Origin of the sequence: Kitasatospora sp. NPDC057500 (assembly GCF_042802195.1) — a bacterium.
Taxonomy (GTDB): domain Bacteria; phylum Actinomycetota; class Actinomycetes; order Streptomycetales; family Streptomycetaceae; genus Kitasatospora.
Genome location: NZ_JBHVER010000085.1, coordinates 1 through 14,906, shown reverse-complemented (window position 1 = coordinate 14,906; position 14,906 = coordinate 1). Strand labels below are relative to the sequence as shown.

General features: G+C 75.7%; 15 protein-coding genes. 7 read left to right on the top strand and 8 right to left on the bottom strand.

The genetic code is table 11. The annotated features are described in order from the left end of the window. Positions 1-246: 246 nt before the first annotated feature. Positions 247-438, top strand: a complete 192-nt coding sequence (locus ACFU74_RS19540; RefSeq protein WP_380758262.1) for a hypothetical protein — start codon at positions 247-249, stop codon at positions 436-438. A gap of 261 nt (positions 439-699) precedes the next feature. Then, on the top strand, positions 700-3,768 hold the full coding sequence (locus tag ACFU74_RS19535; protein ID WP_380758260.1) for an AAA family ATPase: 3,069 nt from the start codon (positions 700-702) through the stop codon (positions 3,766-3,768). Between the two features lie 48 nt (positions 3,769-3,816). Here ACFU74_RS19535 and ACFU74_RS19530 read toward each other — a convergent pair whose 3' ends face one another. Beyond that, entirely contained in the window at positions 3,817-4,692 is an 876-nt protein-coding gene (locus ACFU74_RS19530) for a virginiamycin B lyase (RefSeq protein ID WP_380758258.1), read from the bottom strand. A 134-nt stretch (positions 4,693-4,826) separates the two neighbouring features. Between ACFU74_RS19530 and ACFU74_RS19525 the strand changes: the two genes are divergently transcribed. Beyond that, positions 4,827-5,402: a hypothetical protein gene (locus tag ACFU74_RS19525; RefSeq protein WP_380758256.1), complete on the top strand. Its 576-nt coding sequence runs from the start codon at positions 4,827-4,829 to the stop codon at positions 5,400-5,402. Here the strand turns inward: ACFU74_RS19525 and ACFU74_RS19520 are convergent. The 7 genes from ACFU74_RS19520 to ACFU74_RS19490 form a co-directional block, all read right to left on the bottom strand. Next, positions 5,393-6,565 carry an AI-2E family transporter gene (locus ACFU74_RS19520; RefSeq protein ID WP_380758253.1) on the bottom strand — a complete coding sequence of 391 codons (1,173 nt, stop codon included), beginning with the start codon at positions 6,563-6,565 and terminating at the stop codon, positions 5,393-5,395. The genes ACFU74_RS19525 and ACFU74_RS19520 overlap by 10 nt on opposite strands. A gap of 133 nt (positions 6,566-6,698) precedes the next feature. Then, positions 6,699-7,121 (bottom strand): hypothetical protein, encoded by a 423-nt coding sequence (locus ACFU74_RS19515; RefSeq protein ID WP_380758250.1) that lies wholly within the window; start codon positions 7,119-7,121, stop codon positions 6,699-6,701. Positions 7,122-7,255: 134 nt separating this feature from the next. After that, positions 7,256-8,380 carry a winged helix DNA-binding domain-containing protein gene (locus ACFU74_RS19510; protein ID WP_380758248.1) on the bottom strand — a complete coding sequence of 375 codons (1,125 nt, stop codon included), beginning with the start codon at positions 8,378-8,380 and terminating at the stop codon, positions 7,256-7,258. Continuing rightward, entirely contained in the window at positions 8,377-9,096 is a 720-nt protein-coding gene (locus ACFU74_RS19505; RefSeq protein WP_380758246.1) for a glycerophosphodiester phosphodiesterase, read from the bottom strand. Before ACFU74_RS19505 ends, ACFU74_RS19510 begins: the two co-directional genes overlap by 4 nt. Positions 9,097-9,158: 62 nt before the next feature. Further along, complete coding sequence (locus tag ACFU74_RS19500; RefSeq protein ID WP_380758243.1) at positions 9,159-9,605, bottom strand: hypothetical protein; 447 nt, start codon at positions 9,603-9,605, stop codon at positions 9,159-9,161. 66 nt (positions 9,606-9,671) lie between these two features. Then, positions 9,672-10,088, bottom strand: coding sequence for a molybdopterin-binding protein (locus ACFU74_RS19495; RefSeq protein WP_380758241.1), 417 nt, complete (start codon positions 10,086-10,088; stop codon positions 9,672-9,674). Between the two features lie 126 nt (positions 10,089-10,214). After that, the gene (locus ACFU74_RS19490) at positions 10,215-11,432 is read right to left on the bottom strand and encodes an ROK family transcriptional regulator (RefSeq protein ID WP_380758239.1); all 1,218 of its coding nucleotides are present in this window, start codon (positions 11,430-11,432) and stop codon (positions 10,215-10,217) included. A gap of 152 nt (positions 11,433-11,584) precedes the next feature. Here ACFU74_RS19490 and ACFU74_RS19485 point away from each other — a divergent pair, with 152 nt between their 5' ends. From ACFU74_RS19485 to ACFU74_RS19470, 4 genes are all read left to right on the top strand, one after another. Then, entirely contained in the window at positions 11,585-12,832 is a 1,248-nt protein-coding gene (locus ACFU74_RS19485; RefSeq protein WP_380758237.1) for an MFS transporter, read from the top strand. A 93-nt stretch (positions 12,833-12,925) separates the two neighbouring features. Next, the gene (locus ACFU74_RS19480; RefSeq protein ID WP_380758235.1) at positions 12,926-13,735 is read left to right on the top strand and encodes a dienelactone hydrolase family protein; all 810 of its coding nucleotides are present in this window, start codon (positions 12,926-12,928) and stop codon (positions 13,733-13,735) included. After that, on the top strand, positions 13,732-14,250 hold the full coding sequence (locus ACFU74_RS19475) for an RICIN domain-containing protein (protein ID WP_380758233.1): 519 nt from the start codon (positions 13,732-13,734) through the stop codon (positions 14,248-14,250). Before ACFU74_RS19480 ends, ACFU74_RS19475 begins: the two co-directional genes overlap by 4 nt. A gap of 93 nt (positions 14,251-14,343) precedes the next feature. Continuing rightward, positions 14,344-14,859, top strand: coding sequence for an RICIN domain-containing protein (locus tag ACFU74_RS19470; protein ID WP_380758230.1), 516 nt, complete (start codon positions 14,344-14,346; stop codon positions 14,857-14,859). Positions 14,860-14,906 lie beyond the last annotated feature (47 nt).

Genomic DNA, 14,906 nt, shown 5'->3' with positions numbered 1-14,906 from the left:
CCGCCCGCCGGGGGGGGGCGCCTGTGTGGGCGGGGGGGGTCCCGCCCCGCCGGGCCGGCGCCGGGGTGCCCGCCCCCGGCCCCCCCCCCCCCCCGGCGGGGGGGCGCGCCCGGGGGCGCCCCCCCGCGGCCCGCACCACCCGTCCCGGCCCTCCCTACCGAACCGGCGCCACCCGCACGACGTCCTCACCACCGGACGCCGGCACCACCCGGACCATCCACCGCGACCCGAACGGAGCTCCGAACCATGCACGACCACGATGAGCGGCTCACCCCGCCGCACTCCGCCGCCCGCCCCGGCGAGACGGCCGAACACCCGGCCGGCGAGATCCGCCTGCGCCCGGGGAGCGGCCTGGGTCTGCGTTCCCGCCTGCTGGCCGGCACCGGCGGCGCCATCCCGCCGATCGTCGAGTTCCCGACCATGACCACGCCCTTCTGAGCAATGCCCGCAGCACCGCCCGCAGCACCGGTCCACCCCCGGCCCTGACCGGCCGGACCGTCCGCCGCCGAGGAACGGGCAGCCCCTCGGCGGCGGACCCGACGAACCATCAACCCCGGCCCTGGCCCGACCGAACGGCCGTCGCGGCCACAGCAGGACCACCCGCCCCAGGACGCCCCTGAGGGCAGAGCAGGTGTCAGAATCGCTTCACCACCAGGCCGAAGCCCGGTGCACCGCGACTCGCTCCGGTAGCCTGCGGCCATGCGGACCACGTCGTCGATCACCGTCGGCCGCGCCCCCGAGCTGGCGATGCTCGGCGACGCGCTGGCCACCGCCCGCCAACAGGGCGGCGGCGCGGTCTTCCTGCTCGGCGAGGCCGGCATCGGCAAGTCCCGGCTTGCCGGCGAGTGCGCCTACCAGGCGTACGGGCTGGGCCTGCCGGTGCTGCGCGGGCGGGGCAGCTCGACCGGCACGGTGACGCCGTTCCGGCCGCTGATCGAGGCGCTCTCCTCCCGGTTCCGGGCCGCCGGACCGCCCACCGACCCCGAACTCGCCCCCTACCGCCCGGCACTGGCCCGGCTGGTCCCCGAGTGGCGGGAGAGCGCGGCCGGCCCCGGTGCCTACCCGGAGACCGTCGTCGAACTCGCCGAGGCGCTGCTGCGGCTGCTCGCGGTGCTCGGCCGCGACCAGGGCTGCGTGCTGCTCCTGGAGGACCTGCACGACACCGACGCGGAGACCGTCGCCGTCCTGGAGTACCTGGTCGACAACCTGGGCGGACTGCCGGTGCTGCTGCTCGCCACGCTGCGCGCCGAACCGGGCCCCGCCCTGGACCTGGTGCGCGCCGCCGAACGCCGCCGCGCCGCCACCGTCACCGAACTGCGGCCGCTGCCGCCCGCCGAGGTGGCCGTGCTGGCCGCCGCGATCCTGGAGGGCGAGCGCACCGACCTTCCGGCCGCGCTGGTCGAGCACCTCACCGAACGCGGCGACGGCTGCCCCTACCTGGTCGAGGAACTGCTCGCCGACCTGCTGGACTCCGGCGCGCTGCGCCGTGCCGAGGACGGCCGCTGGGCGCTCGCCGACGGCTCGCACCCCGGAGTGCCCAGCACCATCGTCCGCAGCTGGGGCCGGCGGATCGACCAGCTCGACCCGCAGGTGCGGGACCTGCTGCTGACGGCGGCCACCCTCGGCAGCCGCTTCTCGGTCACCACCGTGCAGCTGATCACCGGCTACGACGACCGCACCCTGTTCAGCCACCTGCGCTCGGCCTCCGAAGCCAATGTGATCGTGCCGGACGGCGCCGCCCCCGACCGCTACGCCTTCCGGCACGCGCTCACCGCCGACGCGGTGACGGCCGCCCTGGCCCCCGCCGAACGCGCCGCGCTGGCCCGCCGGGCGGCCCACGCCATCCTCCGCACCGACCCTGAACTCGCCGAGGAACGCCGCCAGTTGGTCGCTTCACTGCTGCTGGCCGGCGGCGACCGGGCGGGTGCGGCGGTGCACTTCGCGGAGGCCGGGCGGCGGGTGCTGGAGGCGGGTGCGGCGGGGTCCGCGGTGGTGCTGCTGGAGCGCGCGCACGAACTCGCCGGGGACGCCGAACGGGCCGGCATCACCGAGCGGCTGCTGCCGGCGCTGGCCGAGTCCGGGCAGCTGGACCGGGCCTTCGACCTGGTCCGCACCCTGCCGCCGGTGCCACCGGCCCCGGCCGCGCCCACCGCTCCGGCCGTCGGCGCCGTCCCCGCCGTCGAGCGCCGGATCGAACTGCACACCCGGCTCGCCTGGGCGGCCGTGATGGCCGAGCGCGGCGCCGACGCGGTGGCCCAGGTGGCCGCCGTGCGCACGCTCACCGCCGGGCGTCCCCGCCCCGAGCAGGACGCCGCGCTGGCCGTCGTCGAGGGCCACCTCGCGCTGCTGCCGGACCACGCGCCGCCGGCCCCGGAGGGCGGGACGGACGGTGCAGCGAACGGAGCGGCGGACGGAGCGGCGGACGGAGCGGCGGAGGGAGACCAGGGCCGTTCCCCGGGCTGCACCGCGGTGGCCGGCGCGCGCCTCGCCGAGGCCGAGCGCCGCGCCCGCCGGGCCGCCGAGGTGGCCGAGCGCTCCGGCCTCCCGGTGGTCGCCTGCCAGGCCTGGCAGCTGCTCGCCCTGCTCGCCCGCGAGCGCGGCTTCGACGCCGCCGACGCCTGCCTGGAGCGGATGCTGGCCGTCGCCGAGGCGAACGCCCTGCCGGTCTGGCGGGTCGAGGCGATGCTGCGGCTGGGCGCCAACGCCTTCATGCGCACCGGCGACGGCACCCGCCTGGAGCGCGCCCGGGAGGCCGCCGCCGGGCTGGGCGCGATCGTGCTGACCCAGACCCTCGACGGCCTGCTCGCGATGAACGCGGTGATGCGCGGCGAGTGGCAGACCGCCCGCAGCACCGTCGACCGCTGCCTCGACGCCACCGCCCGGCTGCACAACCTCGCCGCCCACCGCTATCTGCTGCTCTCCTCCGCCACCCTCGCCGCCCACCTCGGCCGCACCCGGGAGATGGAGCGCGAACTGGCCCGCTTCCGGCAGGCCGGCGGCGAGGAGTCCTTCCTGACGCCGCTGCGCTACGGGCTCTGCCGGGCGGTCGGCGCGCTGCTCGCCGAGGACCGCGCCGCGGCCCGCGCCGAGCTGGACGCGGGCCTGGCCTGGGAGGAGGAGCACCCCAGCGTGTTCTACCTGGCCGGCCGACACGGCCTGCACCCGCTGCTGGAGGTGGTCGAGGGCCGCTGGGGCCGCGCCGAACTCGACCGGGCCGCCGCCGCGCCCGCCGCCGAACTGGCCTGGAACCGCCAGTTCCTGCGCTTCGCCGACGCGGTGGTGCTGGGCCGCGACGGCCACCCGGAGCGGGCCGCCCGCGCCCTCGCCGAGGCCGGCCCGGCCGCCGCGGACTTCCCGCTCGCGCACCACCTGGCGCTGCGGCTCACCGCCGAGGCCGCGCTGACCGACGGCTGGGGCGAGCCGGTGGCCTGGCTGCGCACCGCCGAGGAGTACTTCCACCAGCTGGAGGTCCAGCCGGCGGCCGCCGCCTGCCGCACCCTGCTGCGGCGGGCGGGCGCGAGCGTCGCCCAGCACCGCGGCGGCCGCGACGCCGTCCCGGCGGGCCTGCGCACCTGCGGGGTGACGGTCCGCGAGTACGAGGTGCTGGTGCTGCTCGCCGACCGCCCGGGCAACCAGGAACTGGCCCGCAAGCTCTCCATCTCCCCGCGCACGGTGGAGAAGCACCTGGCCAACCTGCTCGCCAAGACCGGCCGCCCCGACCGCGCCGCCCTCTGCGCCCTCGCCGCCGACCTCTGCACCACCCCCTGAGCCGCGCGCCCGTCCCTGAGCCGCGCACCCTCCGCCGCCGCCGACGGCCTACGGTTCCAGCCGGACGATCTCGCCGATCTCCAGCGCCGCGTACACGGCGCCGTCCGGGGCGACGGTGATGCCGTGCGGCTCGGCGCCCTCGACCGGGAGCGGGTGGCCGGTGTAGTCGCCGTCCGGGGTGAGGGAGCCGATCCGGCCGGCCGCCCACTCGGTGAACCAGAGCCGGCCGTCGGGCCCGGCCGTGACGGCGTGCGGGCGGGCGGCGCGGTCGGGCAGCGGATGCTCCGTCACCCCGCCGTCCACGCCGATCCGGCCGACCTGGCCAGCGCCGATCTCGACGAACCAGAGCGCCTCACCGCCGCGGGCGATGCCGACCGGGGCGGCGCCCTCGGTAGGCAGCGGGTGCAGGGTGATGTCGCCGTCGAGGGTGATCCGCCCGATCGCGTGGGCCTGGTTGAGGGTGAACCAGAGGGCGCCGTCCGGCCCGGCCGTGATCATCGACGGGAAGCCGCCGGTGACCGGCAGCGGGTACTCGCTCACCTCGCCGTCCACGGTGATCCGCCCGATCCGGTCGGCGTTCAGCTGGGTGAACCAGAGGGCGCCGTCGGGGCCCGCCGCGATCCCGTACGGCCCGCAGTCCTCGGTGGGCAGGGCGTAGCAGCGGGCCTCGCCGTCGACGGTGATCCGGCCGATCCGGTGGTCGCGCATCCGGGTGAACCAGAGCGCGCCGTCGGGGCCGGCCGTGATCACCGAGGGCCCGCAGCCGGGTGCGTCGAGCCCGTACCGGGTGACGGTCCCGTCGCCCGCCAGCCGTCCGACCTCCCCGGCGTGCACCAGGGTGAACCAGAGCGCCCCGTCCGGTCCGACGGTGATCCCGTACGGCCCGGCCGCCCCGTCCGCCACCACGATCCGTTCCGTCGTCATGTCCTGTCCCGCCCTTCTCCGCCGCCCTCCGGTGATCACCGGCCGCACCCGGAGCACTCTCCCCCACCGGCCCCGCGCGGGCAACCGACATTCGGGACGGCTCATTGTCGGTGGGGGCGTCTAACGTCCCGGGCATGGGTGTCTATCTGGTGAGTGTCGAGGCCGACGAGTGGCTCGACGACGACGAGGGGTTCGGTCCGGTCGCCCGGGCGGTCGACGTGGCGCTGGCGGAGCGCGGCCTGCCGCCGTTCGTCTGCCCGCCGGTGACGGAGTTCCGGGCCGGGTCGGGGCGGCACTTCGAGGAGAAGCTGTACCGCCCGATCTCCGGCTTCGAGCAGTTCTGCAGCGGGCTGGCCGACGGCACGGTGGACGCGTTGCTCGGCTGGGACGTGCTGCTGCCCGTCGAGCTGGAGGCGCCGCTGGTGCTGCCGGTGGAGTGCAGCTACAACGATGTGACGGCGGTCTGGGACGCGCCCCGGGTGCTGGCCGCCGCCCGGCGGGTGGCCGAACTGCTCGCGCTGCCGCCGGGGATACCCGAGCACTGCGACAACCTGGAGATCGGCATCTGGTTCGACCGGCACGCGGAGGCCGCGGCGGCCTCCTCCCCGGGCCGGTGGACCGAGGACCTGGACGTCGCCTTCCACGCGGCGCTCTTCCTGCGCGCCGCCGAGTACTCGCTGCGGCGCGGCCGTCCCCTCACCTACTCCTGAGCCGCGTCCTCCTGAGCCGCCTTCGCCGGCGCCCCGGCTCCTGCCTCGGCCCCGTCGCCGTCGCCGTCTCGGTCGTTGCGGCGCCGCCGGCCGGGGTCGCCGCGCAGCACGGAGACGACCCCGAGCCCGGCCGCGCACACCGGCACGGCCAGCAGGGCGCCGATGATGCCGGCGATCCCGGAGCCGGCCACCACGGCGACCATGATGGTGGCCGGGTGGAGCTCCACCGTCCGGCTCTGGATCAGCGGCTGCAGGATGTTGCCCTCGACGACCTGCACGGCGACCACCACGCCGAGCGCCCAGAGCGCCGTGCCCAGGCCGCCGTCGGCGAGGGCGACCAGCACGGCGACGGTGCCGGAGAGGAAGGCGCCGACGAACGGGATGTAGGCGCCCATGAACACCAGCGCGCCGAGGCCCGGCGCACCGGGGACGCTGAGGACGAGCAGGCCGACGGTGATGAAGAAGGCGTCGATGAGGGCGATCAGGGTGGTGCCGCGCATGAAGCCGGCCATCGCCTCGAAGGCCCGCTCGCCGCACGCCACCACCGTCTCGGCGGTGCGGTCGGGCAGGTAGGAGCGGATGGCGTCGCCGGTGCGGTGGCCGTCGCGCAGGAAGAAGAAGACGAGGGCGAGCGCGAGCACCGCGCCGGTGGCGATCTGGGTGGCGAGGCCGAGCCCGGAGAGCACGCTGTCGGTGAGCGTCGTGACGAGGGTGTTGGTCTCGCCCTGGGCGTTGTCCAGCACGTGCCGGATCTTCTCGCCGAAGGGGCCGAGCCACTCGGCGAGCCGGTCACCGGCCTCCTGGAGCGCCGAGGCGATCTGCGGGGCGCTGTGCACCAGGGAGTTGACCAGCAGGGCGATGACCAGGCCGACGGCGGCCACCAGCACGGCGCAGGTGAGCCCGGCGGCCATGGAGCGGCTGACGCCGCGTCGGACCATCCACGGCATCACGGGCTGGAGCAGCGAGGTGCCGAGCAGGGCCAGGATCACCGGGACGGTGGCGGCCCGCAGTTCGACCAGGGCGAAGACGACGAGCGAGGCGACGGTGATCAGCAGCACGAGCGCGGCGGACCAGGCGGCGGCGGCCCGGACCGGGGCCGGCAGCATCAGGTAGGGGCGTCGGTGGTCGGCGGGCCGTCGTTCGGGCGGAGTCTGCCCCGGCATCCGTTCCTCCGTCCGGTCGATCGGTCCAGGTCTGCCCCATCTCAGCAGATGATCCGATCATGTGCCCGTTTTGCTCACTTTCGGGCGCGTCCGCCCCGGCGCTCACGGCACCACCGGGGCGGACGGCCACGGTTCACTCGTGGAACTGGAACAGCCAGGCCTGCCGCTGGTCCTCGGCCTCCAGCGGCCGCAGCGCGGTGCGCTGGGGGAAGATGTCCAGCACGCTCAGGTCCAGCGCCAGTTCCTGGCCCTCGACCGGGCCGCCGGGGAGCACGACGTGGAAGGAGAACCGCTCGGCGGCCTGGTACAGCGCCCATTCGAACGCCTCGGCGGTGCCCCGGACCTGCTGGTTGACCTCCGGCGGACCGTCCAGGCCGAGGTAGGAGCCGTGCCGCAGGTTCCTGATGACGACGTTCCCGTTGTCACGGCCGACCACCTCCCACTCCTGCTCCCCGGGCTCGCCGGTCGGGGGCAGGACCACCACGAACTCCTCGGGGGTCTGAAGGGTGAGCAGTTGCTCATCGGGCTTGGCGATCGCGTAGACGCCATCGTTCACGGGGGCCACGGTCGACTCCCTTTCACTAGGGTGGGTCGATTCAAGCCACCCCTGCCGGTTCGGGCCCAGAGCACCGCCGTCGAGCCACCCCAACGAGTCACGGCGCCCGTACATCCGTCCGCCCGTCGAACGCGCTAGCCGTCCTCCTCGAAGCGGACCTCACCACCGCCGCCCGCGAAGGCGAGCACCCGTTCGGCCTCGGCCAGCGCGGCCCGCCGGTCGGCCCGGCCGAGCGGCGCGAACGGGCGGACCGTCACCGACCGCGGCCCGGCACCCGCCTCGGCCAGTTGCCAGCTCCCGGCGACCAGGCCGTCCACCAGCAGGCTGCCGAGCACGATGCCGTTCTGGGTCATCACCCTCGGCCGGTACGCCTCCGGCAGCACCCTGGTGCGGTCGGCGTGCGAGAGCAGCAGGTTGTCGAACGGCGCGACCAGCCGGACCGGCGCGGGGGTGTCGGGGTCGGGCCGGGGCGCGTCGGGCAGGTCGTACAGCAGCCTGCCCTGCTCGTCGCGGAAGGTGACCAGCCCCGGGACGAGCCGTTTCAGCACCGGGGCGAGCCGGCTGAGGCCGCACCACTTCTGCAGGTCGGCGGCGGTGGCCGGGCCGAAGGCGGCGAGGTAGCGCAGTGCGAGGCCGTCGGGCGGGGGCACCGGGTCGAGCGGCCGGCCCAGCCAGGCCTCGGCGGTGGTGTGCGCGGCGGGGCCGCCGCGCCCCCACAGGCCGCGCGGCGGGACCTGCACCAGCGGGAGCACGCAGCGCGCCGCCTGGGCGAGCGCGGCCGGGTCGCGGTCCGGGCGGGTGGCGGCCAGTTCGGCGCCCAGCCGCTGGAAGGTGAGCGGCTCCGCCTCGACCAGGGCGCGGGCCTCGGCGGCGAGCGCGTCGAGGTCGAGGCCGACCAGCCGCTTGCCGTAGGTGGTGCGCAGCTGCTGGTCCAGCAGCGGCTGCAACAGGGGGCGCAGGGCCAGGCAGTCCTCGGCGGTGACCAGGTGGATGGTGCCGCGCTGGAGGGCGATCCGCACCACCCGCCGGGTCTCGATCAGCTCGGTGAGCGCGTCGGGGGTGAAGCCGTCGAGCCGGGCGAGCAGGCCGAGATAGGGCGGCTGCGGGGCGGCCTGGGCCTGGAGGCCGCCGAGGTGCCCGATCATCGCGGCCGGGGTGAGGCCGGCGCGCTCCAGCAGGTGCTGTCGGGCCAGCAGCGCGCGGCCGAGCGCCCGCAGGCCCAGGACCCCGCCGTCCTCCCCCGGCGGGCGTCCGGTCACCGGCGGCCGTCCAGGACGGCGCGCAGCAGGGCGATCCGGTTGCTGGTGATCGAGTCGACGCCGGCCTCGTGCAGCTTGCGCATGGTGCGGCGCAGGTCGGCGGTCCAGGTGGAGACGGCCAGGCCGGCCTGGTGGGCGGCGGCGGTGAAGGCGGGGGTGGCCAGGCCGAACGGCGGGTTGATGTACCGCGGGCGCAGGTCGTCGAGCAGGGCGCGCACGGGCAGCCTCGGCTGCTTCCAGGTGAGCGCGATCTCGGCGTCGGGGCTGAGGGCGCGCACGGCGAGCATGGCGGCGGTGGGTCCGCAGAAGGCGACCCGCTGCTCGGCGCCGAGGCCGGTGACGACCTCCCAGGCGGCGGCGGCCGGGCCGGCGTCGTCGAGGTCGATGAGCAGCCTGGCGCCGGGCGCGGTGGCGGCGGCGGTGGCCTTGAGCGCCTCGGCGAGGGTGGGGACGCGGTGGCGGCCGTCGTCGAAGGCGTCGAGCTGCTCGGCGGTGAGCCGGGAGAGCGGGCGCGGGTCGCCCCAGAGGCGTTCCAGGGTGGCGTCGTGCAGCAGGACCGGGACCCGGTCGCGGGTCAGCCGGACGTCCACCTCGACGGCGTCGGCGCCGGCGGCGAACGCGGACTCGACGGAGGGCAGGGTGTTCTCGCGGTGGCGGTACGGGTCGCCGCGGTGGGCGACGGCGAGGACGGGGCGGCGGGCGGCGGATGCGGTCATCGGTCCGTTCATCGGTCCGTTCATCGGGTCGTCGGAGCGGCGGGGTTGGCGGGCGGCCGGGATCAGCGGAGCTTCCCGGCCAGCCACGGGGTCAGGGTGTACAGGGTGACGGCCTCACGGTAGCTCCGCTCGCCCGGCACGGTGACGATCATGGTGCAGGAGGGCGGGAAGACCCGCTGCCTGAGGTGGACCAGGCCGGTCCACACCGCGTTCAGGAAGGCCGGGACGCTGTCGCGCGGCACGTCGAAGGCGATCTGGTCGACGGTGACCACGGCCTCGTCGTGGACGAAGAGGCGGACGGTGACCTCGGGGACGCCCGCGATCTCGACCAGCGCCTCGTGGGGTATCGCGGCCAGTTCGTCCGTACCGCCGTCGGCCGCGACCAGGCCGGCGAAGGTCTGGTCGCGGCCGATGTCGTGGCTGGTCCGCACCGGGCGGCCGTGCCGGGCGGCCATCGCCTCGACGGCGAGGACGGCAGCCTGGGTGGACGGCAGCGGGTCGTGGGGCATCGGCGGTCCTCTCGTCGGCACTCGATCGCTCGGCGCTCGATCACTCGGCGTTCGGTGCGTCGGCGCTCAGCGTCGTTCGATCATCACATTGGTGGACTTGATGACGGCCGTGGCAGGTGCCCCGGGCACCAGTTCCAGCTCCTCCGCCGACTCCCGGCTGATCAGCGAGACCACCCGGAACGGCCCGGCCTGGATCTCCACCTGGGCGGCGACGTCACCGAGCACCACATCGGTGACGATGCCCGGGAAGCGGTTGCGGGCCGAGGAGGGGCGCCCCTCGGCGGCGGCGGTCTCGGGGCGGGCCAGTTCGCGCGCGAAGGCGGCCAACTCGGCGCCGGCGATGATCCGGTGGCCGTGCTCGTCGCGCGCGGCGGCGATCCGGCCGGCGTCCACCCAGCGCCGCATGGTGTCGGCGCTCACGCCGAGCAGCGCCGCGGCCTCGCCGATGCGGTAGGGGTTGGCCGGTGCCCCGGGCTGGCCCATGGTTGCGACTCCTGACGGTGGTGCGGACGATCGGCCGGGGAGGCGTCGGGCCGTGGTTCGCCCCCGCCCGGTCCCGGCCCCGCGGCCCATCCTGCCGTACCCGCCGGCCGGGCCGGAGCACAGGCCCTACGGTTCGCCGAAGAGGTCCCGGCGCACGGCGTCGCCCGCGGTGAGCACGGCGCCGCCGAGCACCGCGCCGCCGCCCGTCTCGCCGGGGCGGACCTCGGTGCGCAGCGGGGAGAGCGCGGCGAGCCGGCGTTCGACCCGCGCGGCGAGTTCGACGCCGCCGGCCCGGCCGATCTCGCCGCCGAGGACGACGCAGCCGGGGTCGAGGACCACGCAGACCGCGGAGACGCCGAGGGCGATCCGTTCGGCGAGCTCGTCCAGGAACGGCCCGCCGGGCCGCCCTCCGCCGGGCGCGTCGAGGGAGTCGAGGGCGGCGCGGACGGCGGCCTCGGCGGCGGGCGCGTCGTCGGCGGCGTCGGCGGGCAGGCCGTGGGCGCGGGCCAGCGCACAGACGGCGGCGCTGCCGGCCAGGCCGTGGAAGCCGCCCTCGCAGCTGGTCGCGGAGGGCAGTCCGGCGGTGCCGGGGACGGGCAGGAAGCAGATCTCGCCGGTGCCGCCGCGGGCGCCGCGGCGCAGCCTGCCGTCCAGGACGACGGCGGCGCCGACGCTGTGGCCGAGCCAGACCAGCACGAAGTCGTCGCGGCCCCGGGCGGCGCCGATCCGGTGCTCGGCGCGCCCGGCGAGGTTGACCTCGTTCTCCAGGATCACGTCGGTGCCGGGCAGCTCGTGCAGGGCGGTGAGGAGTTCGGCGTGCCAGGCGGGCAGTTCGCCGGTGGACTGGAGCCGGCCGGTGGCGGGGTCGACCAGGCCGGGGGCGCCGACGGCGACGGTGTGCAGGTGCTCGACGCCGGCCCGGCGGGCGGTGTCGAGCAGGGTGCCGACGATCCGGCCCGCGGCGGCGCGGTGGGCGGCGGCGTCGTCACCGGGCTCGGCGACGGCGATCTCGGCGGCGCCCAGGGTCTGCCCGGCGAGGTCGGCGACGACCAGGGTGACGCCGCCGGAGCGGACGTCGACGGCGCCGAGGTGGGCGCGGGAGGCGACCAGGGCGTAGAGCCGGGCGTTGGGACCGCGCCGCTGTTCGCCGCGCTCGCCGACGACGGCGACCAGGCCGGTGCGCTGGAGCCGGTCGAGCAGGTCGGCGACCGTGGGCCGGGAGAGGCCGGTGAGGTCGCGCAGTTCGGTCGCGGTGAGTGGTCCCTGGTCGAGCAGCAGGTTGAGCGCCAACCGGTCGTTGATCGCCCGGGCGGTGCTCGGCGTGGCCGTACGCGCGGTGGTCATGGCCGGACATCCTTCCAGAGTATTTCTATCAGGGTCCCTTCCTGATAATTTATCGAACCGTCGCCGCACTGCCACGTCGACGGGCACCACCGCATCCACCACACCACCCCCAGGGCACCGCCGCGCCGCGCGCGACGGGGAGGGAAGAGCCGATGACCACCAGCCTGACCGCAGCAGGACCACCCTTCGGCGGCACCGGCGCCGCCCGCCGCGCGAGGGTCGCCGTCTCCCTCACCTTCGCGGTGCACGGCGCCGTCGGCGGCACCTTCGTCAGCCGGATCCCGTGGATCCAGGACCACCTCGGCCTCTCCGCCGGCCAGCTCGGCTTCGCCCTGGTGATGCCCGCCGTCGGCTCCTCCCTCGCGATGCCGCTGGCCGGCCGGGTGGTGCACCGCTTCGGCGGGCGGGCGGCGGTCGCCGGGCTGCTGTCGCTCGTCTGCCTGGCGCTCGCGCTGCCCGTGCTCGCCCCCTCGCTGCCGGTGCTCTGCCTGTTCCTGCTGGCCTACGGCGCGACGGCGGGCATGTCGGACGTGGCGATGAACGCCCAGGGCGTGGAGATCGAGCAGCGGCTGGGCCGCTCGATCATGTCCGGCCTGCACGGCATGTGGAGCGCGGGCGGACTGGTGGCCGCCGGCATCGGCATCCTGGCCGCCCACCAGGACTTCGACCCCCGGGTGCAGATCGGCGTCACCGCCTTCGTGCTGCTCGCGATCACCCAGCCGGTCTGCGGCGCGCTGCCGGACCTGCGCGCCCCGGAGCAGGCCGAGGCGCCGCCGCGGTTCGCGCTGCCGCCGCGCAGTTCGCTGGTGATCGGGCTGGTCGGCTTCTGCGCGGTGTTCGCCGAGGGGGCCTCGATGGACTGGAGCGGCGTCTACCTGCGCGACGTGACCGGCGCCTCGCCCACCGTGGCGGCGGCCGCCTACACCGCGTTCTCGCTCACCATGGCGGTCAGCCGACTGGCCGGCGACGCGGCGATCCGCCGACTGGGCGCCGTCCGGGCCGCCCGGCTGAGCGGCGCGATCGCCACCGCCGGCGGGCTGCTGGTGGTCGCCGCCGACCGCCCGGCGCTCGCCATCCCCGGGTTCGCGCTGATCGGGGTCGGCGTCGCCGTGGTGGTCCCGCTGGCCTTCGCCGCGGCCGGCCGGATCGGCAGCAACCCCAGCCAGGCCATCGCCGGCGTGGCCACCGTCACCTACACCTCCAGCCTGATCGCCCCGGCGATCGTCGGCGGCCTCGCCCAGGCCACCTCGCTCACCGCCTCCTTCGGCGTGGTCACCGCGCTCGCCGCGGCACTGCTGCTGAGTGCCGGCGCGCTGCGCCGGGCCGAGGAGCAGGCCCTGGAGAACGTCACCATTTCGGAACCGAAAAGCTCTTTCGAAAAAAATTCGCCGTCGATATGATGGGAAATTCCTCAGGGAATTCCCGCTAGCATCTCGGACCGCCGGGCGCGCACCGTTCGCGCCCGGCGTTTCCGCGACCGCGAAGGACTTCCCGTGTGCTACGAGGCCGACGCCGCCCCGCCCGCCTTCTCCCCCGCCACCCACGCCCTCGCCGAGGCCGCCGCCATCGCCTTGACCTCGACGGACGGCACGGTGTTCGCCGCCTTCCTGGCCCGCCCGGAGCACCCCGCCGGGCCCGGCGTGCTCGTGCTGCCGGACAACAAGGGGCTTTCCGGCTTCTACCGGCAGACCGCCGTCCGGCTCGCCGAGCAGGGATTCCCGGCACTCGTCGTCGACTATTACGGACGCACCGCCGGCGCCGACCCGGAGAACCGCGCCCCGGAATTCGGCGAGCTCCCGGACCTGCTGCCGCACCTGCTCGCGCTCACCCCCGAGGGCCTGGACGCCGACCTCGCGGCCGGCGCCGCCCGGCTGCGCGCTCTCGGCTCCGCCGAGGTGGTCGCGCTCGGCTTCTGCTTCGGCGGCCGGCAGGCCTTCCGCGCCGCCGCACCGCGCTTCGGCCTGGCCGGAGCGGTCGGCTTCTACGGCTACCCCGACACCCTCAACGGCGCCCCGGGGCCGACCCAGTTGGCCTCCGGTCTCACCGCGCCGGTCCTCGCCTTCTGGGGCGGCGCCGACGAGCACATCCCGCCGAGCGCCGTCGCCGCCTTCGACGCCGCGCTCACCGAAGCGGGATGTGAACACGAGTTCATGACTTTTCCGCAGGCTCCGCACAACTATTTCGAACTCACGGCGGTCCAACACCGCGAAGCCGCAAGGGAGTCGTGGTTCCGACTCCTCGGCTTCCTGTCCGAGCGCACCACCCGTCGCACCTCTGACAGCACCTCAGGAGGACATCCGTGACCGATACCGTCCCCGCCCGAAGACGACACCTCGGCGCCGCGGCCCTCACCGCCGCCCTCGCCGCCGCCCTCGCGGCGGCCCTTCCCGCCGCACCGGCGGCGGCCGACGACAACCCGCAGATCCAGCTCCGCAGCGCCGCCACCGGCAAGTGCCTGGAGATCGCCGACTGGCGCACCGACGACGGCGCCCCCGGCCGGCAGTGGACCTGCCACGGCGGCGCCAACCAGCAGTGGTACTGGACCGAAGCCGGCCAACTGGTCAACGTGCGCAGCGGCAGATGCCTGGAGATCCCCAAGGCCTCCACCGTCTGGGGCGTCCAGGTCGAGCAGCGGACCTGCAACGGCAACCCCGAGCAGCGGTGGAGCGATGCCGACCGACTGTCCGACGGCACCCGCCGGATCGTCAACCTCAACAGCGGACTCCTGCTCGACCTGGCCGGCGGCGGCTCCGCGGACGGGACCCGCGTCATCCAGTGGGCCTGGAACGGCGGAGCCAACCAGCGGTGGTACTCCTAGCCCGCCCCCGGACCGGCCCGCACAGCCGACCGCGAAGCGACCGCCCCGCCCCGTCCCGTCCCGTCCCGTCCCGCAAGCATCGAGGGGAACACCATGACCCGTCGTCGCACCACCCGCCGCGTCGGCGTGGCCGCCGCCGTGCTCGCCACCACCGGCGCCCTCGCCCTCGTCCCGCCCGCCGGCGCCCACGCCGCCGACGGCACCCCGCGGACGATCCGCAGCTACATCGCCATCGACAAGTGCCTGGAGGTCGCCGACTGGCGGACCGACGACGGCGCCCCCGTCCGCATCTGGACCTGCACCGGCGGCGCCAACCAGCAGTGGATCCGCACCGCCTACAACGAGTTCGTCAACGTGAACAGCGGCAAGTGCCTGGACATCCCCGACTACAGCACCGAACCGGGCACCCAGGCCGTCCAGTGGACCTGCAACCGCGGCCTCAACCAGTCCTGGCACACGATCCACCACAAGTGGTACCCGGAGTGGTACGCCTACAACGGGCACAGCGGGCTCCTCCTGGACCTCTTCGGGTGGGACACCTCCGACGGCGCCCCGGTCGGCCAGTGGACGTCGCCGTCCGTCCAGAACTTCAACCAGCGCTGGTACTGACCCCGCCGGCGCCCCGTCCGGGCCCTCCCCGCCCGGCACCCGTGTGC